Source organism: Clostridium thermarum (genome assembly GCF_006351925.1).
In the GTDB taxonomy this organism is placed as follows: domain Bacteria; phylum Bacillota; class Clostridia; order Clostridiales; family Clostridiaceae; genus Clostridium_AU; species Clostridium_AU thermarum.
In genome coordinates, this window is the sequence record NZ_CP040924.1 from 2,541,126 (window position 1) to 2,565,865 (window position 24,740).

27 protein-coding genes, 2 tRNA genes, 1 other RNA gene and 1 riboswitch are annotated in these 24,740 nt (G+C 36.3%); of the genes, 2 read left to right on the forward strand and 28 right to left on the reverse strand.

Annotation, left to right across the window (positions count from 1 at the left end):
- Nucleotides 1-120: 120 nt before the first annotated feature.
- The gene (locus FHY60_RS11405; protein ID WP_139905165.1) at nt 121-945 is read right to left on the reverse strand and encodes a CPBP family intramembrane glutamic endopeptidase; all 825 of its coding nucleotides are present in this window, start codon (nt 943-945) and stop codon (nt 121-123) included.
- An 88-nt stretch (nt 946-1,033) separates the two neighbouring features.
- Here FHY60_RS11405 and FHY60_RS11410 point away from each other — a divergent pair, with 88 nt between their 5' ends.
- Nucleotides 1,034-1,570: a transposase gene (locus tag FHY60_RS11410; protein ID WP_139905166.1), complete on the forward strand. Its 537-nt coding sequence runs from the start codon at nt 1,034-1,036 to the stop codon at nt 1,568-1,570.
- Nucleotides 1,571-1,595: 25 nt separating this feature from the next.
- Here the strand turns inward: FHY60_RS11410 and FHY60_RS11415 are convergent, their stop codons facing one another.
- From FHY60_RS11415 to FHY60_RS11540, 26 genes are all read right to left on the reverse strand, one after another.
- On the reverse strand, nt 1,596-2,450 hold the full coding sequence (locus FHY60_RS11415; RefSeq protein WP_180375399.1) for an SDR family oxidoreductase: 855 nt from the start codon (nt 2,448-2,450) through the stop codon (nt 1,596-1,598).
- Nucleotides 2,450-2,875, reverse strand: a complete 426-nt coding sequence (locus FHY60_RS11420; RefSeq protein WP_139905168.1) for a MarR family winged helix-turn-helix transcriptional regulator — start codon at nt 2,873-2,875, stop codon at nt 2,450-2,452. Before FHY60_RS11420 ends, FHY60_RS11415 begins: the two co-directional genes overlap by 1 nt.
- Before the next feature lie 297 nt (nt 2,876-3,172).
- Complete coding sequence (gene mgsA, locus FHY60_RS11425) at nt 3,173-3,541, reverse strand: methylglyoxal synthase (protein WP_139905169.1); 369 nt, start codon at nt 3,539-3,541, stop codon at nt 3,173-3,175.
- A 26-nt stretch (nt 3,542-3,567) separates the two neighbouring features.
- A complete protein-coding gene (gene rodA / locus FHY60_RS11430; RefSeq protein WP_139905170.1) occupies nt 3,568-4,695 on the reverse strand; it encodes a rod shape-determining protein RodA in 1,128 nt (375 codons plus the stop codon).
- 110 nt (nt 4,696-4,805) lie between these two features.
- Nucleotides 4,806-5,078: a cell division topological specificity factor MinE gene (gene minE, locus FHY60_RS11435; protein ID WP_139905171.1), complete on the reverse strand. Its 273-nt coding sequence runs from the start codon at nt 5,076-5,078 to the stop codon at nt 4,806-4,808.
- Nucleotides 5,079-5,083: 5 nt separating this feature from the next.
- Complete coding sequence (gene minD, locus FHY60_RS11440; protein ID WP_139905172.1) at nt 5,084-5,884, reverse strand: septum site-determining protein MinD; 801 nt, start codon at nt 5,882-5,884, stop codon at nt 5,084-5,086.
- 16 nt (nt 5,885-5,900) lie between these two features.
- Nucleotides 5,901-6,530, reverse strand: coding sequence for a septum site-determining protein MinC (gene minC, locus FHY60_RS11445; protein WP_139905173.1), 630 nt, complete (start codon nt 6,528-6,530; stop codon nt 5,901-5,903).
- 234 nt (nt 6,531-6,764) lie between these two features.
- A complete protein-coding gene (locus tag FHY60_RS11450; RefSeq protein WP_139905174.1) occupies nt 6,765-9,611 on the reverse strand; it encodes a penicillin-binding transpeptidase domain-containing protein in 2,847 nt (948 codons plus the stop codon).
- A gap of 12 nt (nt 9,612-9,623) precedes the next feature.
- The gene (gene mreD / locus FHY60_RS11455) at nt 9,624-10,112 is read right to left on the reverse strand and encodes a rod shape-determining protein MreD (RefSeq protein WP_139905175.1); all 489 of its coding nucleotides are present in this window, start codon (nt 10,110-10,112) and stop codon (nt 9,624-9,626) included.
- Nucleotides 10,112-10,972, reverse strand: coding sequence for a rod shape-determining protein MreC (mreC, locus tag FHY60_RS11460; protein ID WP_139905176.1), 861 nt, complete (start codon nt 10,970-10,972; stop codon nt 10,112-10,114). Before mreC ends, mreD begins: the two co-directional genes overlap by 1 nt.
- A gap of 2 nt (nt 10,973-10,974) precedes the next feature.
- Nucleotides 10,975-11,985, reverse strand: a complete 1,011-nt coding sequence (locus FHY60_RS11465; protein WP_139905177.1) for a rod shape-determining protein — start codon at nt 11,983-11,985, stop codon at nt 10,975-10,977.
- Nucleotides 11,986-12,004: 19 nt separating this feature from the next.
- Nucleotides 12,005-12,691: a RadC family protein gene (radC, locus tag FHY60_RS11470; RefSeq protein ID WP_139905178.1), complete on the reverse strand. Its 687-nt coding sequence runs from the start codon at nt 12,689-12,691 to the stop codon at nt 12,005-12,007.
- Between the two features lie 12 nt (nt 12,692-12,703).
- Nucleotides 12,704-13,279: a Maf-like protein gene (locus tag FHY60_RS11475; RefSeq protein WP_139905179.1), complete on the reverse strand. Its 576-nt coding sequence runs from the start codon at nt 13,277-13,279 to the stop codon at nt 12,704-12,706.
- A gap of 13 nt (nt 13,280-13,292) precedes the next feature.
- Complete coding sequence (locus FHY60_RS11480) at nt 13,293-13,550, reverse strand: DUF4321 domain-containing protein (protein ID WP_139905180.1); 258 nt, start codon at nt 13,548-13,550, stop codon at nt 13,293-13,295.
- A 148-nt stretch (nt 13,551-13,698) separates the two neighbouring features.
- Nucleotides 13,699-14,421 (reverse strand): SPOR domain-containing protein, encoded by a 723-nt coding sequence (locus FHY60_RS11485; RefSeq protein WP_139905181.1) that lies wholly within the window; start codon nt 14,419-14,421, stop codon nt 13,699-13,701.
- A 92-nt stretch (nt 14,422-14,513) separates the two neighbouring features.
- Nucleotides 14,514-15,122, reverse strand: a complete 609-nt coding sequence (locus tag FHY60_RS11490) for a C40 family peptidase (RefSeq protein ID WP_243122140.1) — start codon at nt 15,120-15,122, stop codon at nt 14,514-14,516.
- Between the two features lie 3 nt (nt 15,123-15,125).
- A riboswitch (cyclic di-AMP (ydaO/yuaA leader) is annotated at nt 15,126-15,265 on the reverse strand.
- Nucleotides 15,266-15,370: 105 nt separating this feature from the next.
- Nucleotides 15,371-15,895, reverse strand: coding sequence for a GNAT family N-acetyltransferase (locus tag FHY60_RS11495; protein ID WP_139905183.1), 525 nt, complete (start codon nt 15,893-15,895; stop codon nt 15,371-15,373).
- Between the two features lie 143 nt (nt 15,896-16,038).
- A non-coding RNA gene (gene ssrS / locus FHY60_RS11500) (6S RNA) lies at nt 16,039-16,230 on the reverse strand.
- A gap of 6 nt (nt 16,231-16,236) precedes the next feature.
- Nucleotides 16,237-16,319: transfer RNA gene (locus FHY60_RS11505), tRNA-Leu, on the reverse strand.
- Between the two features lie 150 nt (nt 16,320-16,469).
- Entirely contained in the window at nt 16,470-17,057 is a 588-nt protein-coding gene (locus FHY60_RS11510) for a lytic transglycosylase domain-containing protein (RefSeq protein WP_139905184.1), read from the reverse strand.
- Between the two features lie 18 nt (nt 17,058-17,075).
- Nucleotides 17,076-17,678 (reverse strand): dephospho-CoA kinase, encoded by a 603-nt coding sequence (gene coaE, locus FHY60_RS11515; RefSeq protein ID WP_139905185.1) that lies wholly within the window; start codon nt 17,676-17,678, stop codon nt 17,076-17,078.
- Nucleotides 17,679-17,749: 71 nt separating this feature from the next.
- On the reverse strand, nt 17,750-20,383 hold the full coding sequence (polA, locus tag FHY60_RS11520) for a DNA polymerase I (protein WP_139905186.1): 2,634 nt from the start codon (nt 20,381-20,383) through the stop codon (nt 17,750-17,752).
- 70 nt (nt 20,384-20,453) lie between these two features.
- The gene (locus FHY60_RS11525) at nt 20,454-21,071 is read right to left on the reverse strand and encodes a hypothetical protein (protein WP_139905187.1); all 618 of its coding nucleotides are present in this window, start codon (nt 21,069-21,071) and stop codon (nt 20,454-20,456) included.
- Nucleotides 21,072-21,303: 232 nt separating this feature from the next.
- Nucleotides 21,304-22,305: a GGGtGRT protein gene (locus FHY60_RS11530; protein ID WP_139905188.1), complete on the reverse strand. Its 1,002-nt coding sequence runs from the start codon at nt 22,303-22,305 to the stop codon at nt 21,304-21,306.
- A gap of 19 nt (nt 22,306-22,324) precedes the next feature.
- On the reverse strand, nt 22,325-23,017 hold the full coding sequence (locus FHY60_RS11535) for an iron-sulfur cluster assembly scaffold protein (RefSeq protein WP_139905189.1): 693 nt from the start codon (nt 23,015-23,017) through the stop codon (nt 22,325-22,327).
- 181 nt (nt 23,018-23,198) lie between these two features.
- Nucleotides 23,199-23,795 (reverse strand): hypothetical protein, encoded by a 597-nt coding sequence (locus FHY60_RS11540; protein ID WP_180375401.1) that lies wholly within the window; start codon nt 23,793-23,795, stop codon nt 23,199-23,201.
- 181 nt (nt 23,796-23,976) lie between these two features.
- Between FHY60_RS11540 and FHY60_RS11545 the strand changes: the two genes are divergently transcribed.
- Nucleotides 23,977-24,060: transfer RNA gene (locus tag FHY60_RS11545), tRNA-Leu, on the forward strand.
- 259 nt (nt 24,061-24,319) lie between these two features.
- Here the strand turns inward: FHY60_RS11545 and FHY60_RS11550 are convergent.
- Nucleotides 24,320-24,721 carry a hypothetical protein gene (locus FHY60_RS11550; RefSeq protein WP_139905191.1) on the reverse strand — a complete coding sequence of 134 codons (402 nt, stop codon included), beginning with the start codon at nt 24,719-24,721 and terminating at the stop codon, nt 24,320-24,322.
- Between the last annotated feature and the right edge of the window lie 19 nt (nt 24,722-24,740).

A 24,740-nucleotide genomic window follows, 5' to 3' on the forward strand; every position in this document is an offset into this window, starting at 1 on the left:
GTGAATGTAAATGAATAAGGGCAAAATGACCAAGGTACTCTACGGAAATTACAAAGTAAGGTGCTTCATTTTTTAGAACAAACTAGATACACATTTCATAGATAAAAATGTCAACCCACGTTATACTTTACGAAACATGATTTTTCTGTACTTGTATGTTATAACAGATACAGTAATAAAAAGAGTAGCAAGTAAAATAACCGCTCCTTTTTCTGAAAAAATTAATGGAGCAATACCAAGCGATAAATTTCCCACTGCATGAAGTAACATAGAACCAAACACGCTACCATTGCTCATTATATAAAGTAAGGTTATTAAAATGGATATCATTACTGTATATAGTAAATAACCCAAAATTGCTGGAATTTTTCCGAAGGAATTCAAAATATTTTGTGTTGTTCCATTTATAAAAAACAAGGGCATATGCCAAAACGACCAAATTATCCCAATCAATACCGCTGATTTCATCGGCGATGCTTTCCACAGCAGTCGCTTAAGCGCAAAGCCCCGCCACCCCGCCTCTTCGCCCAGCGGCCCCATAAAAATAAAAATGTAAGCAAAAGCCACAGGAACAAACCAAGGAGCAAACTGCATCTGAGGAAGAGTTTCTCTTGAAAGAGAAAAAATCAGGCAGGATACCGCTGATACTATTGGTAGGACTAAGAAGACGAATAATAGCCATTTTACCTTAATATGTATATTTAGCAATGATTTAAATAATGAATACACTTCCGCTTTCCCGCCGAATATGTATGCAAAAATAAAACCGGTCACAGATGGAACAAAAGTACCAACAGTTACAAAGAAATTATAAGGGAGCGCCAAATTAACACCAAAATTTTGTATCAGCAATGCAGGAAACCACAGAAACCAAGAAAATAAAATAGTGGTTATAAAAAACATAATAACTTCATGTTTTGATTTAAGCCTGTCTATAAATTTCATTACATATCCTCCTTATGGTGTTAGTATATTAGTGTAGACACAAAAAGCCGAACTCCTTAAAATATAAAAAGAGAAGGAAGTGTCTACAATGGCAAAAGGGCAAAAGTATTATAGACAAGAATTTAGAAAGACAATTGTAGAACCCTATAACTCTGGTAAGAGTTTGGGAGAGCTTAGCAGCGAATATGGCATATCAAAATCAACAATCAATGGATGGATTAAAAACGCTAAATCAACAACTGCGGATAAAGATACAACTATAACATCAGCAGAGTATCAGGCAATGTTAAAGAAGATGGCAAGGCTTGAGGAGGAAAATAAAATATTAAAAAAAGCCATGGCCATATTGGCAAGCTCATTTCACCGCCGCCTTTTCCGTCTATACAACCCTGCTCGCCGGAAGCCGCCCCAGATGGGCTGTGGATGTTTTTCCTCAAACAACCACACACATAAAAATACAGGGCTATCAACTTTGGGAAACAGATTTGATGAATGCATGTCTAGGTTTGAGTTTGAAACCTATGTTCAAGGGTATGAAGCTGTAAGTGATTGGATAACTTACTACAATACTGTTAGAATACATTCAGGAATAAACTATAAAGCTCCACAAAGCTACTATTTATAAGGTTATAGTAGGATTAGCTTCGTCTCTAAATAAAATAATCTACATTTTCATTTGCAAATTCACGGAATGTTCGAGGTTGTTTCCCTGTGATTTTATAGAATCCGTCGGTTACCATTTTCGCAGTCCCCATCCTTGTCATGAAGTAAAGAGCTACTGTTACATTTACATAATTTTTGTCTAATCCCCTCTTTTTAATATAGTAACTTCTATATTTTAAGAAACCTGGTTTTCTATAAATGATTTTCTTCCCAGTAACATCACTTAAAATTTCCGCTATTTGATAATAATCTAAAGATTCCGGCCCCGTGATAGTATGAGCAGTGTTCTTATACTTTTCAGGTTCATGTAATAACGTTGCTATCGAAAGTCCTATGTCTGCTGCATCAATAAAGCTTGTTTTACTTCTGCCAGCAGGAATAAATATTTCATTTTTTTCAATAATTTCTACTGAATGAATACCCGATAAATTCTGCATAAAAAAACCTGGTCGAACATGAGCATAAGGAATTCCTACTTTTTCAATATACTTCTCAATTTTATAATGAGGAGGTAGGGGGTTTTTTTCAACACCCATTAAAGATAAAAAAGAAACCAGTTTAATATCATAAGATCTCATAGCATCGATAAAGGGATACAGGTCCTCTGGATTTCCAAGGTGTGGGGGTCTCATCAAAAACACTCTATCTACTTCTTTTAGTGCCTCATCAAATGTTTTTTTATCCGTAAAATCAAGTTTCACAGCACTAACGATATCACCAAATAGACTCTTTATTTTAGTGATGTCAATATCTCCGGCTACAACTTGCTCCCCTTTGGCTATTAACTCTTTTACTACAAACTTACCTACATTCCCTAATGCACCTGTTACTAATACCTTCATCATTTCCTCTCCTTACTTAGTATTGTATTTGCTTTTTCCATAAGATCAATAAATGTTCTGAAGTCCTTTGTTCCCATTTTTTTTTCTAACAATGCTATTGATTTAAAGTATTCCTCATGAGTTGATGTTACCAATCCTATTCCTTTATCAGTTATAGAAAGAACATAACTTCTTCTATCAGTAGGAGATGGGATCTTTACTAAATATCCTTTCCGAACAAGCTCATTAACCATAGCGGTTACTGAAGGTTTTGCAATTTGAAAGAAATTGCTAATCATTAACGGGGTAACACCTTCATTTTGTTTTTGCACATAAATTAACACACCCATCTCACTTGATTTAATTGGTAACCCTTTTTTTGTATACATTTGTAGCCTGCAAAACATTGCTATTTCTTCGGCTGCTCTAATAATTTTTTCTTGCATTATATCCTCCCTCAATCTATTTAGTTAGTTTAACTAACCAAATTATACTACTTAAACTTCTCATTATCAACCCCGTTATGAAATAATTTGGAATATTTTTACGTTTTTTTTGCCTTATCAACACACCCCTACTGTCATTTTGCAAAATAAAGTAGTAACATTTTTAAAATTATTTCAGGAGAAAATTTACTATAATCTAAAAATTTTTTCAGATTGTAGCAGGTCTGCTATTAGAGTTTTTCAAATTACAGTAGGATTATGAAAAAAAGACCGCTCACGCAGTCTTTCAGTCTTTACTTACCTTGATTTCAGTGCCTTTACCACTACTTCCGCAGAGCCAATGTTGGTTGCCAGCGGTATGCAGTGTACGTCACAAAGCCTTAGAAGTGCAGTTACATCAGGTTCATGTGGTTGTGCTGTGAGAGGGTCTCTTAAAAAGATCACAATGTCTATTCCTCCCTCTGCCAGTCTCCCTCCTATTTGCTGGTCACCACCCAAGGGACCGGATAGGAATCTGTGGACATTCAAACCTGTTGCTTCTGAAATTAACTTTCCGGTAGTACCTGTTCCAAAAAGCTGATGCTCTTGAAATACATCTTTGTACCTTTTTACAAACTCAATCATATCATCTTTTTTCTTATCATGGGCAATTAATGCAATCCTCATTAGTGCTCCCCCTTAAGTAAAATTATTTAAAAGTTTATCTTCTTTTTCCTCATCCCTACGTTCACTACCAAGCCCAATGCTATAAAATTAGTCATCATAGAACTTCCTCCATAGCTCATAAATGGCAATGTAATACCGGTTATAGGCATAATACCAATAGTCATACCTATATTCTGGATTATTGAGAATAGAAATGAGGAAAATACTCCTATACATATTATGCTGCCAAATAGGTCCTTACTTCTCTTTGCAATTTTGAGTATTTTATAGAGTAAAATACTGTATAAAATCAGCAGGGTTAAGGCTCCAATAAAGCCCCACTTTTCTCCGACCATGGAGAATATAAAATCTGTATACGCCTCCGGAACAAATTGGGATACAAAGCTTGAGCCTGCACGTTCTCCGACTTTGGCACCGCTGCCGAATATACCTCCGGACCCAATGCCAATCTGAGATTGAATCAGCTGTAAGCCATAGCCCAACTCATCAGACTCCGGGTTCAAGAATATGGTCAATCTCTTTTTCCAGTAGGTGGGCATTAGGCCTGAGTTCCAAACACTTACTATCATGACTACAATGGCTGTTAATCCGCCAAATATCACCTTTAAATTTAAACCGGATACAAAATATATTCCTAAAACTATAAAGAAGCAAACCATGGTCATCCCCATGTCCGGTTGTATTACAATCAGTGCCATAGGAACTGCCGCATAAAAGGTCAGTATAAAAAAGTTCTTAATGTTGTTTATGTTGCCTTCCATGTCGTCTAACTTTTTTGCCAATATTATTATCATGCCCAGCTTTGCGAACTCTGAAGGCTGAATAGCTCTGCTTCCTATGCTGATCCATGCTGAGGCTCCTTTTACTGCCTTACTGGTAAGGTCATTATATAAAAGCAGCAGCACTCCTGCCCAATAAATTAAGCTGGCATAGTTGGACAATATTGTATAGTCCACTATTACAACCACATATAGCACAGCTAGGCCTACTGCAAGCCACATGAGTTGAAGCTTTGCATAGTAGATTCCATATTTTGTCATGGTGGCATTGTAAATATTTATAGTTCCAAAGAGTACAATTAAAATAGCTACAAGAATTAGTCCAAAATCAAAGTATTTAATTAATTTTCTATCTATTGTAAGCTTATCAAGCATTTTCTCAACCTCCAACAATTTAGATTATAGCAGTTTGGCAGAAAAAAAGCTACGGAATAATCTTAACTATTCATTAAGAATTAATAAAAAAAGTACAGCCTACGCTGTACTTATCTGTCAATTCTTGCCTTTCTGATTGGAATGTTTGCCACCAAAGCCGGAAGATTCCCTTCTTCCGCATCAGTTCTGGTAAGAGCTATTTCAACTTCTGAGCTATCGATCTCTACGTACTTTGAAATGACATCCAATATTTCCTGTCTGATTACATCCATTATTTCAGGAGAAAGGGATGACCTGTCATGTATTAGTATGAGTCTTAATCTATCCTTTGCTACATCCTTAGAGGCTGATTTATTTATACTAAATATTTTAAGTAAATCCATAACTCTTAACCTCCCATTTTAAAGAGTTTCTTGAAGGCATTGAGTAGTCCACCGCCTTCGCCTTCCAAGTTCATAAGAGGAACTTCTTCTCCCGTAATTCTCCTAGCAATATTCTTGAAGGCTTGTCCTGAAGAAGCTTTTTCATCTAAAACGATTGGCTCCCCTTTGTTTGTGGATATAGTTATATTCCTATCATCCGGTACTACCCCTATAAGCTTTACTGATAAGGTATCAATTATATCAGTTATACTTAACATGTCGCCCTTCTTAACCATTTCTATATTCAAACGGTTAATAAGTAATTGATGGTCTTCTATACCCTTTGCATCCAGTTTTCCGATTACTCTATCGGCATCTCTTACGGATGTAACTTCCGGATTAACTACAACCACAGCCCTGTCTGCACCAACAATGGCATTTTCAAAGCCCTGCTCTATTCCTGCTGGACAATCTATTAATACATAGTCGAACTCTTCCTTTAGTTCCCTTACCAATTTAAGCATGTCCTGAGATTTTATATCGTTCTTGTCTCTTGTTTGAGCTGTTGGCAATAAGAATAAATTGTTTAATCTTTTATCCTTTATCATTGCCTGTTTCAGTCTGCATCTATTTTCAATTACATCAATCAGTGTATAGACTATTCTGTTTTCCAGTCCCATAAGCACGTCTAAATTTCTCAGACCTGTATCACCATCTATTACTACCACCTTTTTGCCCATAGACGCCAATGCAGTCCCAATATTTGCAGTAGTTGTTGTCTTTCCTACTCCACCCTTACCGGATGTTATTACAATCGCTTCTCCCATTTTTCTACCTCCGTTATTAAATAAATTTATTGGGTAAATATGGCTCCACTACTATTGAACCATCCTTGATTTTTGCTACTTCAGGGAATTGAGGCTTTAAATTATCCTCCGGCGATCTCGTTACCAAGTCACCGATTTGCAGTATTTCCGGTTGAAGTGAAAAGGCTGCAACTATAGCTCTTTCGTCCCCACCTAATCCAGCATGTACATATCCCCTTAATTGCCCTAATACTATGACATTGCCCCCGGCAAAGATCTCTGATCCCGGGTTTACATCGCCCACAATGACAAGATTTCCCGTATAGTCGATTCTCTGTCCGCCTCTGACAGTTTTTCTAATAAACTTAGTCTTTCCTTCAGTAACTCCCCTAAAACCTTTTAAAGTCTTTTCTTCTATCTCCTCAAAAATACAATCCTTGATTTCAAAGTCATTTAGAAGTACATCCTTTAGCCTGCTTGCTTCTCTTTCATTTATTCTTTTTAAGTCTGTAGTAAGCTTCATAGTAGAATCTTTATAAAATCTTTTACCTCTGGACAGCTTTTCTATGAATGCATCCAGCATATCGTCAAAACTATTGAATTTATTCATATCTATTACTGCGTTCAAACCATCTTTGTTGCCTTTAATAAAAATTCTGTCCTCCATAGATAAAAACCTCCAAATGTACAAATTGTACTACAAACATCTATAATATTTCAACAAACATAGATTAAATTCCTTCTTATTTTCAAATAAATTTCTTATATTGTCAAGTAAACTATTCTGTTATCATCGAAACATACCACTTATTGTCATATTTGTTCAAAACCCTTGCAAATAACGGGTAAAAATTAAAGGAAACCCAATTAGGTTGGATTTCCTTTAAAAATGCATATATAATTATGGATTCAAAGTATAGTTAAACTTTGGAACGTATCCAGGTATTTGTTTTAGGTCATCACTAAAGTATGCTTCATATATGGCTCTGGCCACATCAGCTACGTATCCTCCATGACCGGCATCATAAATTACCACACAAACGGCAATTTCCGGCTTGTCATAAGGTGCAAAGCCAACATAAAGTCCATAGGAGGTTCTTCCCAGCTTCTCCTGTACACCATTTTCTTTAAAAGTTGCAGATCCAGTCTTACCACCAGTAGCTATAGGGAAACCATTGAAAGCCCCTGCCGCTGTACCAAATTCATCAGTAACCTTGCTCATTCCTTCTTTTACGGCAGTAATAGTTTCAGGTTTTAGCTCAACCTTATCCAAGATTTGAGGTTTATACTCCTGAACCACATTTCCGGAAGCATCTACAAACTTATCCACTAAGTGCACACTGTATCTGGTTCCACCGTTAACTAAGGTTGCTACATAATTTGCCAACTGAACAGGAGTAAAAGTACTTGAGCCCTGTCCTATGGCTGCATTAAATATATTTCCCGGTGTCGTAATTTGAGTTATAACGTCAAAGGTGACATAGGTGGATATAGCCTCTGCCATGTTTTGTGGGTCAGATTCCTTATACTTGCTTCTTTCTTCCTCCGGTAAAGCTGCTATGAGGTTTTGAAATATTGGTACTAAATCACTTTTCAGCTTTTGATAAATTGTATAGGAATTTTTATAATCATAGTCTCCCTTTATATATTCCGCTACCTTCTGTTTTAGTGCTTCTTTAGCAGCACTCAACTCATCACTGTCCGCTTTATTTGTGTCTATATTAATGGGAGTATACCTTACCACAGAACCACTTCCTGCATAATAAACTCCAGCATTAAGCCTGTTTCTGATTTCATATTTTGAATAAAAAGCATATTCATTTTTACTATAAGTATTATTGTATACCTGGCCTGTAGCTTCTGCAATTTCTATACCGGTAGTTTGCTTTGCATTTGAGTTTGGATCATATCCAAGACCAAACTTCCAGGCATATTGAGCTATACTGTCTAAGCCATTCTTATTGTATAGCCTGTTCCCCACCTCATAGTAGTAATAGTTACAGGATCTCTCCAAGGCTTTTTTAAGGTCAACAGGCCCATGGGCTGAGTGGCAAGACCATACATTGGTCATTCCCGGTAATGAAAAATGCACCTTGTCATAGATTATCTCATTAGGTGTTACTACCCCTTCTTCCAGTGCTGCTATAGATGTCAAAGCCTTAAAGGTTGATCCCGGAGGAATTGCCCCACTGGTAGCATAGTTGTAGAAGGGTTTTGGATAAATATCATAAATATCTTTTCTTGCACTCTTCTTATCATCTGGATCAGTTAATTGGAATAAATTATCTATTGTAGTTCCGTACTGCTCAAGCCCCATTCTTTCTATATACTGTTTTCCAAAAGCTTCTAAATCCGGCTGGAAGTATTGCTTACTGAGTTCCGAAGTTAACCTGCCCGGAACTGAAAACAGGTTTGGATCATAGCCCGGTAAACTTGCCATGGCGAGAACTCCACCGGTATTTACATCTAAAACTACCGCTGCACCTCTTGTAGCATTTCCCGTATCCATTATTCCTGTACCTTCTTTATGTAAACGCTCTGTAGTCTGCAGTGCTGTCATCCTTTCCTGCAGAGCTCTTTCTGTGATAGCCTGCAGCCTACTGTCTATGGTCAGAATCATATCCTGTCCAGGATATGGTTCCAATTTAAAGAGTTCCTCAGTTTTTCTACCTTCTTTATTTATTTTTATGGTAGTGCCGCCCTTGGACCCCCTCAATCTGTCTTCAAAAGCACTTTCCAAGCCTGCTGTACCGATATAATCTGTGCTTATATCATAACCCCGTTCCTCATACCTGTCTTTATTGGCAGAATTTATTTTTGAAATATAGCCTAAGAAATTTGAGCCCAATTCATTGTTGGGGTAATATCTTATAGGCTGAAGGGTAACGTCAATACCCGGCAAGCTGTTTTTAACCTGTTCAAAAAGGAAGGCAGTTTCTTTACTTACGTTTGCTGCAATAACAACGGGCTTATAGCCGGAAAAACTTTGCAAGTAAATCGCATCTTTTACTACCATAAATTTTCTAACTTCCTCAGCTGAATACTTTTGCAGTAACATCTTGGCTATATCATTGTTATCAATCTCACCATTATTCTTTTTTGCAAATAGAGCCTTCTCTTCCTCTTTACTTAACCCTAACAGCTTCCATAAATCATGCTTAACAACCAGATAGTTAAAGACCTCTTGAGGAGTTATTTTTAAAAGCTCTTCATCTATCTTTGCCTTCTGCTCATCGGTAAGTTCATTCTCAGCAGTGTTTTTGTAAAGTTTAAGTCTGACTACATCATTTAAGCCTCTGTCCTTTTTAAAGCGCAATTCCATAGCTCTTATTGTATCAGGATCATTGCTGCTAAATTCGAATCTATAAGGATTAACCTTAAGTTCCAGTTCATCTAAGAGCTGCTCCTTGCTAAGGGTTCCATCATCATTCTTTTTAGTTGCACTATTCAACAGTTTGAAGACCTCAGCAAAGGTATCAAGCGCCTTATCCTTATATTCATTATTTTCCATATAAACAAGGTTATAGCTTTGAATATTTGTGGCTAATATATTTCCGTTTTTGTCTAAAATCTTTCCTCTAGGAGCTGCTTCAGATATTTGTCTTATTGAGTTTGTATTGGCCCTGTCCATGTAATCCTCAGCATTAACTATCTGCATAATGGATAACCTAAGTCCAATCAATGTAAAGATAACAAGCATTATAATTGCTAATGCGGTATACCTGCTAAAAGTTTTTTTCTTTTTCATCGAGTCCCCCCCTTAAAATTTCCATTCCTTTTTCATAAAGGGTTTCTGCAGTAATTTAAATATAGGCTTGTATAAAAGAATTGCCAGCACCATGTTATAGAGTGCTATGTAAAGAGTATCTTGAAAGTCAGTCTTTAAACCAATCAAATATAAAATTATAAACAAGAGTACTCCCTTAATCACCGAAAGTGCAAATAAGGATAGTACAGGAATCAGTGCCTTTTCTCTAAATATATTCTCACCTATGATCACTGCTGCAAGGCAGATAAACATATTTAAAAGCGGATTAATGCCTACCGCTTGGCACAAATATAAGTCCTGTAAAAAACCTGCCAGTACTCCAACCTTTATTGCTTCTGTATAATCAGTATTTAATGAATAAAATACAATAAAAATAAACAGTGCACTGGGATAAACACCCTTTAGGTCAAAAAAAGGGAGAAGTGTATTATCTATTATAAATAGAAATACACATATTAGAATAACAACTAATCTTCTCATTATTTTATTTCCTCCCCTATATAGTCTACTGCAGATCTATCTTTAGGGAGAATTATAAATACTTCCTCCAGCCTATTAAGGTCCACATAAGGCTTAATTACAGCATTTTTCATTACTCTGGCCCTATCTTCTTCTATATCTATAACCTCACCTATTCGTACTCCCTTAGGATACTTATAGCCATCTCCAGAAGTAACTATAACATCTCCTACTTTTATTTCAGATTCTATAGGAACATAGAACATCTTAGCCAGAGGATTTTTGCTGCTGTCCTTATAGCCTCTTATAATACCTTTTTCACCAGTGCTTTGAATCATTGCCCCAACGCCTATATTTTCATTTGATATATTTTGAACTATGGACCAGGTTTCATAGGTAGTGGTTACCTGTCCTACTAACCCCTCGGAGGTAGCTACAACCCTGCCTTTTATAACTCCGTCCTTAGTTCCCTTATCAATAACATAGCCGTCTAAGATACTGTTACCGCTGACATTTACAATTTGACACATAACATAATCATAGTCAGAGTTTCTCTTTATAAAATTCAGGTTCTTAGTCAATCTGTCGTTTTCGCTTTTTACAGAGTCATACATCAGGGCCTTTTCTTCAAGCTCCGCATTTCTCTTCCTAAGTTCCTCATTTTCTTTTTTTACTTCATTAAAGTGAAATATAAAGCTAAAGAATCCGTTTATACTATCATTTATGCTATAAACCACACCCTGTACCTTATTGAAAGCAGCTCCAATGCCGCCTTCCAGTAAGGTTTTATTCTCCCTCTTAGCACTTTGAGCAATAAAGATTAAAAATGTAACTGACAGTACTATTATCGCTACTGCTAGTTTATTTTTTAAAAACTTCATTACTAGCCTCTTCTCTTACTAATTCTATCAAAGTACTCTAAAGCCTTACCTGCACCAAGGGCAACACAGTCCAATGGTGATTCTGCTATATGGACTGGCATATGGGTTTCATAATTAATCAATTTATCCAGACCCTTTAATAATGCGCCACCGCCGGCAAGCATTATACCTTTTTCCATAATATCCGCAGCCAGTTCAGGCGGAGTTTTTTCCAATGTGGTTTTAATAGCATCTATAATTGCTGAAATAGGCTCTTTTAAAGCTTCTCTAATCTGTTCCTGAGTAACGGTTACTGTTTTGGGAAGGCCTGTAACTAAGTCTCTTCCTTTTATATCCATGCTTTTTTCATCATCCATCTTAAAGGCTGATCCTAATTCCATCTTGACATTTTCTGCAGTTCTCTCACCTATCATTAGATTATATTCCTTCTTTATGTAACTGATAATAGACTGATCAAGCTCGTCTCCAGCTATTCTCAAGGATTTACTTGTAACTATACCTTCTAAGGAGATAATAGCAACCTCTGTTGTTCCTCCTCCGATATCTACAATCATGCTTCCTGTTGGTTCGTCTACCGGAAGACCTGCTCCAATTGCTGCAGCCATTGGCTCTTCCATCAACACAACTTCTCTTGCTCCCGCTTGCTTAGCTGCTTCATCTATAGCTCTCTTTTCAACTTCAGTAACACCAGAAGGGAAACATACAATAATTCTGGGACTTGCAAAGCTGCTTCTTCCAATTACCTTGCTTATAAACTTTTTAAGCATCATTTGAGTCACGTCAAAATCAGCAATTACTCCATCCTTCATAGGCCTTATAGCCACAATGTTTCCAGGAGTTCTACCAATCATCTTTTTAGCTTCTTCACCTACGGCTAAAACCTTCTTGTTTGCACTGTTGATAGCTACTACAGAAGGCTCTCTGAGAACAATTCCCTTTCCCTTAACGTAAACCAAAGTATTAGCTGTACCTAAATCTATACCCATATCTTTTGATATTGAAAATATTCCCATTCGTTCTTTCTCCTCTCAGTTACAGTATTCCTTTTTCTTTCAAACTTATATACGTTCCATTCCCTATTATTAAGTGGTCCAATAGCTCAATCCCCAATAATTTCCCACATTCTTTCAGCCGGTGAGTGATATTGATATCTTCACTGCTGGGTGTAGGGTCACCGGAGGGGTGGTTGTGACACACAATGATGGATGCAGCACTTCTTCTTACTGCCTCCATAAACACTTCTCTTGGATGCACTATTGAAGAATTGATGCTTCCCATTGAAACATCCTTTATCAATATTACCTTGTTTTTTGTATTTACAAGTATTATCTTTAGAACTTCCTGTTTTAGACTCCGCATGGTCTCCATAAGAAGATTTGCGGCATCTGCAGGAGATTTTATTATGTACTCCTCGCCGGATTTATAGGTTCTAAATCGCTTTGCAATCTCAGCTAAGGCTAAAAGTTGGGCTGCTTTTGCTTCCTTGATTCCCTTTAACTTCATAAACTCCTCAGCATTTGAATTTAAAAGCCCATTCAAGCCTCCTGCTTCGGTAAGTATGCGGTTACATAGGTTTATAATATTTTCACCACTGTTACCGCTGCGCAGAATCAAGGCCAGCAACTCACTGTTGGATAAACTTTCTGGTCCATACTTGAATAATCTCTCTCTTGGTCTCTCATTTTTAGGTAAATCCATAATTTTAAGGGTATTTGCCATAAAATTTCTCCTTTATAGATTTACCCCCATACCCCTCAATATATGATTAAGTCTATTTAGCGGAAGCCCTACCACATTATAGTAGCATCCATTGATCTCTTCAACGAATACACCACCGCCGCCTTGTATACCATAGGCTCCGGCTTTGTCCATTGGTTCCCCGCTTTCTACATATTTTCTAATTTCACCCTTTGTTAACATTGAAAACTTAACGTCTGTCTTAACATAGTCACATTTAATCTCCAGAGTCTTAGTATTCATGACCGTTAACCCTGAATAGACTTGATGTGTTCGGCCACTGAGTCTTTCAAGCATCAAAATAGCCTCTTCCTTACTGGAGGGCTTGCCTAAAACAGCACTTTCTACAGCTACTATTGTATCACAAGCTATAATCAAGGCTTCTTCCTTGACCCTCTGAGCCACTGAAAGAGCTTTTCCCTTTGACAGCTCAATAACATAGTCGCCGAAATTCCCTTTGAAAGGAACACTATCCTCATCAAAATTACTCACTATTACTGAAAACTCATCAACTATTCTCTTTAGAAGTTCCGTTCTCCTTTCGGAAGCAGAGGCTAATATTATCTTCACTACATATCACTTCCTAATATTTTCTATAAAGTAGTATTGCCACAATTACACCAATTATAGACATTATATTCATATTTAAATTTATCCCAAAAGTAAAAGTTATCACTTTAAGATTTAGGGTTACTGGTGAACTGGTTCCAACAGTATATACGTGTTTCAGGAATTTTAGTACGGTCAGATTTCCGAGCATCTCACCTAAAAGGCTTCCTGTCAAGGCCCCTAATAAAACTAGGAACACAAAGAATATCGATGATTTCCCAGAACCTTTCAAATTCATCCCCCACTTTTTCCAGCCTCATTATTACATCTTTTATAGTTTATCATTTAATATTGCTATAAACAAGTATGTTTATAATGCATTAAAAAAAATTGTTTATCAAATAATACAAAAAAGCGCACAGTTCAATATGTGCCTTTTTTTATTTCTTTATTCCTACTTTTTTTATAACTTCATATATATACGTATAATTTTCTTCAGCCTTTTCTTTTACTATTTCATCAGGAAGAGAGCTCAGATATTTCTTATATTCCTGCAGAATAGTGTAATTCTCATCCTTTTCATTTGCAGAAGAAAGCGGTGCAAGCCATGTCTTAAATTCCTCGGTTTTCACTGCTGTAACATAACTTTCTGTAAGAGTAGTCAAGATCTTTAAATGTCCCTTCATAATCTCTGCTATCAGATAAGAAGATTCTTCGTCAGTATTTATCTCATATGTAATCTTTGTATTGTCTAACCCATTATCATTCATTTTCTTTAAAATCTTATCGTAATCATTCTCATTAAATATGCCTGCTAAAACTCTAAATTTACCCTCTTCTTCAATGGTAAATGGATTCAGTACAGTTTTTACTTTATCCTTCTGGTTTTGAGCATTCTCTTTAACTCCATAATAACCACTTTGTATAATGATAAATCTGGCCGGCAGATTATTACTTTCCTTTTCACTATGTTGTTGAACAGTATCCGTCACAGCTTCTTCACTCTTATTTTCTATTGGTGCCTTTGTACCTCTATCTTTTATAAAAATACTAGATAGAGCTGTACCTAAGAGCACAGCAGCCAGCACTATGCTGACTAACATTACTATTACCACTGTCTTATCTTCCTTTTTTCGCTTATAATCGTATCTTGTGTATTTCATTTTACCACCCCCGATACAATTATATTTTGCATAATGATAGACTATACTAAAAAAGACCCGACAAACTTTGCCAGATCTTCTTTATTATCTAATTAATTTAATATTCTTCTGCCGCCAACGTAAGTGCGTGTATAGTAACTACTGCTGAGTTCGCTTACTGTTACGCATTTACTTCCTGAGGATGCATGAATAAATTGGCCATCACCAATATATATACCTACATGTGATACATATCCCGCAGTGTTAAAAAACACTAAGTCCCCAGCTCTCAGGTTACTCTTAGAAACTGCTGCACCAACACCGGATTGATCCGCTGCAGTACGAGGTAGGCTTACCCCAAATTGCCTATACACATATGAGGAAAAACCTGAGCAATCAAAGGCCCTTGGACCATTTGCACCATACACATAAGGTCTTCCAAGGAAATTGAATGCATACTGAACTAACTTACCGGTGCTGCCACTTGCAATTGTAGAGCCTCCGCTAAAACCTCTTGAGTAGGTTTTCTGTGAAGATGTTGTTACTTGCTTTTTAGGAATTTTAATCGTCTTGTTTGTGGATATAGTCGTTGCGGTTAACACAGTAGTTTCTTCACCTGCCGCAGTGTCCGCTTTTGCTTCCAAACCTTGAAAATGTAAACCTATACATAGCGTAAAAACGAAAAAACCTGCTGACAGTACCTTTGTTTTTAAACTTTTCATTATCAATGACCTCCTTATTGCTTCCGGAGTTAGCTGACGGGTTCGGGTGAAGGTTTCCCTACCGATTATGAGCACGGTCATAACCAGATTAACCCCAAAGAATGGTTCCTCCGTACCCATTTGGGACTCAGCACATAATAAATTATAGTTTGTACAAAGAAAAAAGTCAATAAATTCTAGCCAAATTTATCAACTTATCAGAACTTTTTTCTATTTGTTACGTATAATAATAGTTTTTATTTTTATACCTATACTACTCTAATATTTTCGTTGAATTTATATAGCAGCATATCTTTTTCTTCTCCTTCAACATTAAAGAAATTCTTTGATACCCGATGCAATAAGAAGTTATTCTTCTTCCAAAACTTTACCGCACTGTTACTGCCTGCAACAATACCTGTAGAAAAACTGTGTATATCATAATTAATCTCAAAATGTTTTATCAATTCTCTTAGTATCTTACTGCCAAGTCCCTGTCCCCTTAGGTTGCAGTCTATAACAAAACACCATATGATCACTTCATTGGGGTCTTTAAATTCTACCCGTCCCTTAAACACCCCAATAAGCTTATCCTCTTTTTTTATTTTTAAGAATATTTCATTTTCGCTCATATAATATTCTAAAAATCTATCCCCTAGTTCCTCTATGTTTGTCCATACAGCTTCCGTGGTTTTTCTAATCTGTTCTCCCATCCAGTTTTGAACCATAGCAAGATCTTCCTTTAAGATGCTGGAAATCTCTACGTCCTCAAACGCTAATTCTACATCAAACATATTTCCACCTCACTCTATATAATAATAATTCTACATTAGAGTTAAAAATCCTCTCTTGTCGGAGGATTTTAATTTTACTTTGTCAGTGGAAATATAAAGGGACAGAATAAAAAGAGAGGCATAAAACCTCTCTAATCTTCTCTGTAATATCCAAAATACCGGTGCTCCAATTTTGACACCTATCTCTCGATAGGTGGGTGTCCTCATAGATGTCTCTATCGCCTTCAATGCCGTAAAAGGACTCACAAGATGGTACATATCCTCATCAGAATGTTGAACTCCCATAGTTGTAATGTAGGTTCAAAATAAGAGCTTAACGCATATTTCAGAAATTATTAAATTGGTGCGAAAGACGGGACTTGAACCCGTACGGTCTCCCACACGCCCCTCAAACGTGCGCGTCTGCCAATTCCGCCACTCTCGCATACTCATCCAGCTTCCTTCAGACTTATAGTAATCCATAGGCGCTTCCGACAAATAACATTCTACTACGGATTTTTTAAATCGTCAATAGGAAAATAATAAAAGATTTTTCGGAAGCTAAATCCGAAAAATCTTTTATTGCTAAAATCTCTCACTTTGAGTTTTCAGTTATACAAAGTTCTTTTTTGTATAAGAGTTTATAAATATTATAGTTTGTTTTAATCCTTTTAATATACTGATCCGTTTCCTTGAAGGGTATGTAATCAAGTTTTTTACCATCCTTGGAATACTTCTCATTTTGGAGCCAACTGTTAACATTTCCTCGTCCGGCGTTATAGGCTGCTAAAATCAGCTCCGTTCTATTTCCAAACTCCTTACGAAGATCGTTGATATACCAACACCCCATCCTAATATTTGTTTCAGGATCATACAACATCGCCTCGGTATAGTTGTCTATCTTCATCATTGAAGCTATCCATTCTCCGGTACTGCCGGTTATCTGCATCAGACCATTTGCATTCTTATGGGATTTAGCTTCCACTTTAAAGTTGCTTTCCGCTTTAATAAGTGCTGCTACAAAAAACGGATCTATATTATATTCTTTGGAATATTTATTTATATAGTTTGTGAAATTAAGTGGATAGATTTTTTCAGCCAACCAATAAAATAAAACTGCAAATAGGGCAATTGTCAATATAACAAATATAGCTACACCATTTCTTTTCTTTTTCTTTTTCATTCCATACCTCAGCTAAGTTTAATTCAAGTATATACTTAACACTTCAATAACCTCTTTCACCTGTTCCTTGAGATAGTCAAGGTCTTTGCTGTTATCAATGATAAAATTCACATATTTTTTCTTTTCATCAAGGCTCATTTGGGCATTGATTCTATTTAGTGCTTGTTGAGTAGTTAAATTATCCCGAATTTTTAGCCTCTCCACTTGTAAATCTTTATCTACCCAAACCAATATGTTCAAATCCATATTTTCATGAATTCCATGCTCTATAAGGGTGGGAGCATCCAGAACACATACTTTAACGCCTTCTGTTTCCTTGGCTTTAAGCCTTTTAAATATCTCTTCCTTAATTGGAGGTATCATGATATCATCTAGTTTTTTTCTTTCACCTGGATATTTGAAAATATATTCTCCCAAGGCTTTTCTGTTAAGACTTCCTTCAGCTGTAAAAAAGTGCTCACCAAAGGTATTCTTAATAGCTTTAGATATTTCAGGATAAAGCACTAATACTTCACGGGCTATAATGTCTGCGTCGATCACTTCTATGCCCTTTTCGGTAAAAATGGCAGAAACAGTACTTTTACCTGAAGCAATTCCTCCAGTTAGGCCAACTTTAAACAACCTAGTCACCCTCTCTTTAAATTTACGCTTTCCAAAATAAATTTATAACTCAATACACAATATTATGCCACTTATTTGGCATCATACCATGTCTTGCCTACGCTTATATCCACTTCCATTGGTACTGATAAATCCATAACCTCTTCCATCTCTCTCTTTACAAGCTCTCTGATTTCTTCTTCTTCATCCTTATAGACATTAAGTATGAGTTCATCGTGAACCTGCAGTATAAGAGTAGACTTGTAGTTTCCCTCCTTAAGCTTGTTATATACATTTACCATAGCAAGCTTTATGATATCTGCAGCACTTCCCTGTATAGGAGCATTCATAGCTAATCTTTCCCCAAGTGCTTTCATTATCTTGTTTGATGCATTGACTTCGGGAATATATCTTCTCCTATTTAGTACTGTAGTAACATATCCCTTTTTCTGTGCTTCTTCAATTATGGTATCCATGTACCGTCTTACCCCTGGATATCTTTCAAAATAGGTGTCCATATAGCTTTTTGCCTCAGCTTTGGTAATCTTTAAATCCTTAGCCAAACTAAAATCGCTTATTCCATATACTATACCAAAATTTACGGCTTTTGCTCTGCTTCTCATGAGTGGAGTAACTTCTTCCAATGGCACCTTAAAGACCTCAGAAGCGGTTTTAGTATGAATATCACTATGTCCCAAAAAGGCATTTATAAGATTTTCATCCCCAGCAATATGGGCCAGCACTCTCAATTCAATTTGAGAATAATCTGCAGACAGTATGACGGAATCCTCATCGTTTGCATGGAAGACCTTTCGTATTTCCTTCCCCATTTCATATTTTATTGGTATATTTTGCAGATTAGGCTCTGTACTGGAAAGTCTTCCTGTGGTTGTTACTGTCTGATTGAAGTTTGAGTGTATCTTGCCGTCTTCATCTAACACATTCTTTAGTCCTTCAATATATGTTGAATATAACTTTGTAATCTGTCTATAGTATAAGATCTTTTCGATTAAAGGATGTTTATCTGATAGCTGTTCCAGCACTTCTGCATTAGTAGAGTAACCGGTTTTAGTTTTTTTCACTGCTGGTAAATCTAACTTTTCAAAGAGAATTTTACCCAGCTGCTTTGGTGAATTTATATTAAATTCTTCGTCTGCCAGTTCATAAATCTTCTTTTGGGTTGTCTCAATCTCAGCTTTGAATTTAACTGACAGTTCTTCCAGCATGTCATAACTAACCTTGAAGCCTTCTGACTCCATATTGGCTAGTACCCTTGACAGTGGTAGCTCCACGTCATAATAGAGCTTTTCCATATCAAATTCTTTTAGCTTCTCTGACATCTTCTGGTGCAGCACAGGCAAGTGCATATTCTCTCTTACTTCATACTCTATACCTTGTCCTTTAACTTCTACACCAATATAGTCATGAATTATACCTATCAGTGGATATTCTCCTTTTGAAGCATCTATCAAATATGCCGCCAGCTTTATATCAAAAACTAAGCCCACTACCTCTACACCTAATTTTTGCAGGGCGGTGTAACAATTTTTCATGTCATAGCCAACTTTTTTTAATCCTGCCTTAGAGAACACATCCACTAAACACTTTATGGCCACTTCTCTATTTTCATCAATCAGCTTACTCAGCTCAACTACGTAGTTATTTTCATCATCCAAAGTCAGTATAAAGTGCTCCAAATTAAGCTTGGAGTACATTGTCTCGTTCTCTATATAAGGGGTGATATAAAGTATCCCCTTATAGTCTTGAAGCCTTTGTGTAAGCTGCTTAAAGTCTAAAATATTATCTACTAGCTTGTAATTAACCGCACTTTGTTCTTCTGCTTTTGCTTCAACGTTGACATCCTCAGAAGGAAGTCTATCCAACAAGGATTTAAACTGCATCCTGAAGAAGAACTTTCTAATGCCCTCAAGATTATAGCTGTCCTTAGACTTTATTTCATCCAAATTAATTTCAATAGGAACGTCCGTCATTATGGTAGCAAGTTTTTTGCTGAAGATGGCCATTTCTGTGTTTTCCATCAAGCTCTCTTTGATCTTTTTACCTGATATTTTCTCTATATTGGAAAGCACATTTTCAACACTTCCATATTCTTGAATGAGTTTATAGGCAGTCTTTTCACCGATGCCCGGTACTCCAGGTATGTTGTCGGAGGCGTCCCCCATAAGTCCCTTTACATCAATAAACTGTGTTGGCGTAACGCCAAAGTCTTCTATCATCCTTTTTCTATCGTAAATTTCTTTATCCGTTATACCCTTTTTGGTTATAATAACCTTGATATTGTCACTGGCTAGCTGCAGGGCATCTCTGTCCCCTGTTAAGATAAATACCTCTATGTCCTGTGACTCAGCATATTTCGCAAGGGTCCCAATAAGGTCATCCGCTTCAAAGCCGTCTATTTCAAATATGTTTATGCTCATTAGTTTCAGAAGCTCTTTAAGAGGTTCAAACTGCTCATGTAGCTCCGGCGGCATCTTTTTTCTCCCAGCCTTATAATCTTCATACTCCTTATGTCTGAAGGTGGGAGCCTTTCTGTCAAAAGTTGTTACTATGTAGTCAGGCTTTATTTCTTCTTTTATTTTTAATAGCATATTGGTAAATCCAAAAATTGCATTTGTATGCAATCCTTCTGCATTTGTCAGCGGCGGTACTCCATAAAAAGCTCTATTCATCAAGCTGTGTCCATCTAAAATCAGCAATTTTTCCATTTTAATTCCTCCGTATATTATTTCATTGTGGAAGTATATCTTATATTCTACCCATATTTGGCTTTTTAGTCTACCTTATAGAAGCATCAAACTCTGACAGAATTTTTTTTATGGTATCAGATACCTCATTTTCTGAAACAATGGCAAGTTGACCGGCAAAATTGTTGTCAAAAATACTGAATGCAAAAGACTGCTTTAGTTCTTCTGTATCATCATGTTTGTTCTGGAACCTATTTATCAGTTCCGCAGCACTTTCACCAGACTTATCTATACAGTAATACATGTTATCCTGTGATATTAGAGACATTAACTTTTCGAGATTATCCCACACTACCACAAAACCTAAAGCATAGTCTCTTTGCTTCTCGCTTACTTTTACCTTCATCTTTAAGCCTAAAATAGTAGCCTCATCGGACTTTTTATAGGTAATCTTTTTATAGCTGATATCAGACTCCTCCAGTAAAGCAATTAGTTCGTCACCTATACTTTGATAATCCACGTCAGCCTTTTTATAAAACATTTTAGTATTCATAACTATGAGACATAAATTATCCCCAATAAACTCCATCAGCAGCCTTTTTTTTAAGATTTCTGCTTCTTTTAACCTACTGTAGTCAATATAGTAGTTATATTTACCTTCTTTAATTTCACTTCTCAGCTTTAAAATACTTTTCTTGAAAAATTTCATCTTTTTTCACCTTTTATTTTTTATTTTCTTCTTTATACCAATATTATAATATATTCAAATAAAAAAAGTCATGAAATTGTAAAATTACTGTTTTCATGACTTAACTAAATTAGTTTTCACCGACATCAGCTGCCACCTTTTTAACAACAGACATTAATTCCAAAATTAAAAAAAGATACACGTTCTATCAGCATTGGCTGACAAAACGTGTATCCTGCTAGAGATTACAATATTACTTATTTAAAGCTTCTTCTATAGCAACAGCTACAGCAACAGTTGCACCAACCATTGGGTTGTTACCCATACCGATAAGACCCATCATTTCAACGTGAGCTGGAACGGATGAGGATCCTGCGAACTGAGCATCTGAGTGCATTCTTCCCATTGTATCTGTCATACCGTAGGAAGCTGGACCTGCAGCCATGTTATCTGGGTGAAGGGTTCTTCCAGTACCACCACCAGATGCAACTGAGAAGTATTTCTTTCCTAGTTCATTACATTCTTTCTTGTATGTTCCTGCAACTGGATGCTGGAATCTTGTTGGGTTAGTGGAGTTTCCAGTGATAGAAACGTCAACACCTTCCTTGTGCATTATAGCAACACCTTCTCTAACGTCGTCAGCACCATAGCATCTTACTTTAGCTCTTTCTCCGTTGGAGTAAGCTGTTTCCTTAACAATTTCAAGCTTTCCAGTGTAGTAGTCAAACTTAGTCTGAACATATGTAAAACCGTTAATTCTTGATATTATCATAGCAGCGTCTTTTCCAAGACCGTTAAGTATAACTCTTAGTGGTTCTTTTCTAACTCTGTTTGCTGACTTAGCTATACCTATAGCACCTTCAGCAGCAGCGAAGGATTCATGTCCGGCAAGGAAAGCAAAGCACTTAGTTTCTTCTCTTAAAAGCATTGCAGCTAAGTTTCCATGACCAAGACCAACTTTTCTGTCATCTGCAACAGATCCTGGGATACAGAAAGACTGTAATCCTTCTCCAATTGCTTCAGCAGCATCTGCAGCTTTTTTGCATCCCTTCTTTATTGCTATAGCAGCACCTACTATGTAAGCCCAGCATGCATTTTCAAAAGCGATTGGCTGAATTCCCTTAACCATATTATAAACATCTATACCTGCTTCATCACATACAGCCTTAGCGTCTTCAATAGAATTTATACCGTATTTCTGTAATGCTGCGTTAATTTGATTAATTCTTCTATCATAACTTTCAAATAATGGCATCTAACTCATCCTCCCTCTCTTATTCATGTCTTGGGTCGATGTATTTAGCAGCTTCTGCAAATCTACCGTAAGTACCCTTTGCAGCCTTTATTGCTTCATTAGCATCAACACCTTTTTTGATAGCATCCATCATCTTACCAAGAGATACGAACTCATATCCTATAACTTGATCATCTGCATCAAGAGCTAATCTTGTTACATAGCCTTCTGCCATTTCAAGGTATCTTGTACCCTTTGCCTTAGTACCATACATAGTACCAACCTGGCTTCTTAGACCCTTTCCAAGATCTTCAAGACCTGCTCCTATTGGTAGTCCACCCTCTGAGAAAGCACTTTGAGATCTTCCGTATACTATCTGAAGGAATAGTTCTCTCATAGCTGTGTTTATAGCATCACAAACTAAGTCTGTATTTAATGCCTCTAGTAATGTCTTTCCTGGTAATATTTCTGATGCCATAGCTGCTGAGTGAGTCATTCCTGAACATCCGATTGTTTCAACTAGAGCTTCTTCTATTATTCCGTCTTTTACATTCAATGTAAGTTTACATGCACCTTGTTGTGGAGCACACCAGCCCACCCCGTGTGTTAAACCTGATATATCTTTGATTTCTTTAGCTTGTACCCATTTTCCCTCTTGAGGAATTGGTGCTGGTCCATGATTTGGTCCCTTAGCTACGCATACCATGTTCGTAACTTCATGTGAATAAATCATAATGTAATCTCCCTTCTTTAATTATATCCTCTAACTCTCAGTACGGCTTGTACACCACTGGGACATTTTTGGCACCAGTGGGTCAATTCTTTAACAACCGACCAAATATATTTTAGCAAATATAAATCAAAGTAACAATAGATTTATGACAAAAAGCGATATTTTGCTAATTAATAGTCACTCAGTACTCATTGAAAAAGTTCCAAGAGGCGATAATAGTTCCTTCCCCAATATCCTCTTCTGCTATGCTTTCATTACACTCTGGACTTAAATCTAAACTTTCAACCTGTTGTTCAAAGATGCTAGGCCCCTCTACTCTCACTTCATCATCAAATTTTTCTTCACTCTTTGTAACGGCTTGAGTGGTATTGATATTATTATCAGGGAATATTATACCTTTAAATATTTCATCTATTGGATACTGCCTCTTACAGCAGAAATCATATAAGTGCTTTAATAATTCTTTATCTTTAACATCTTTAAGTTCATTGTTTATACTCAGTAACATTTTCTTATTTGCCTTGAAATTATGTTTAAACCAGTTCACTATCATTATCTCTATAGTATTTCTGGAGACTATTATCTTTCCGTATTCCTCAAACTTTTTCAGATAAGCTTCTATTTGATCACAACTAAGTCCTGTTTCCAGTTCAGCCAGTCTTCTATTGAACCTATATATGCCACATTGATTAGTCATTGAATTTGTAATGAGGTAAATATAGAAATACCTCTCCTCTGCTGTAAGTCCAAGAACAAAATCATTTTGCCAAAATTTCATATGTATATTTTTAAATACTGACATCTTTATATCCTCCTTGCATTACCTTTTTACCTATTAAATATACAAATGTAGATGTATTTGCCCTCTATGTGAAAATTATTTTACAAATTTATTTTTAATACCTTGAGAAAATGTATTGACAACAATAACTGTCCATGGTATCATTACAATTGTTCCTGCCGAAGTGGTGGAACTGGCAGACGCGCTGGACTCAAAATCCAGTGGTAGCAATACCGTGCGGGTTCGATTCCCGCCTTCGGCACTTTAAAAACTCCCAGGCAATTGCTTGGGAGTTTTTCTTTACTCAAACTTTTTATTATTTAATTATACGTAGTCAATGAACATAGAGGTAAGATTATACCTAATACAAACAATTCTATATAATTCTCCCTAAAATATCATTTTCTTTCCTCTTTTCTCTATGTTAATCTTTTCTCTCATTAAGGTATTGGCTATCATTTTACGGTTTCCTTTCTTTACAATACTTGAATATTCTTCAATTCTTTCAAAGTCATTAAGGCCTATTTCATTGGCTGTTTCTCTTGAAATACAGGTTCCTTCTTCTCACCTTCATTATTACTAATAAGTACCCTTAAATTACCTGACCCTCGTATTTTTATAACTTCTAAGGACTGAAATATATTTTCCCTTATCTTCATTAGTTCAATCCTATAATAGAAGTTTGGAATGCCATACAACTCTATAAATTTCCCCATATTATAAATATTAAACTTACTGCCAAGCAAAGCTGTATCCGCAATCAAAAATGCTCCATTTTTTATAGCCAAAGAGATTATGGCCAGCAGAGTGGCATTTCTGTATTTATTCACTAGCTGTCTTCTCATTTTTAGATCAAATATTAGTCTATTGATGGCATCATAGTATTTCTTCCTTGGCGCACTTAAATCAATGGTAATAATCATGCCAAACCTCTGAAAATGC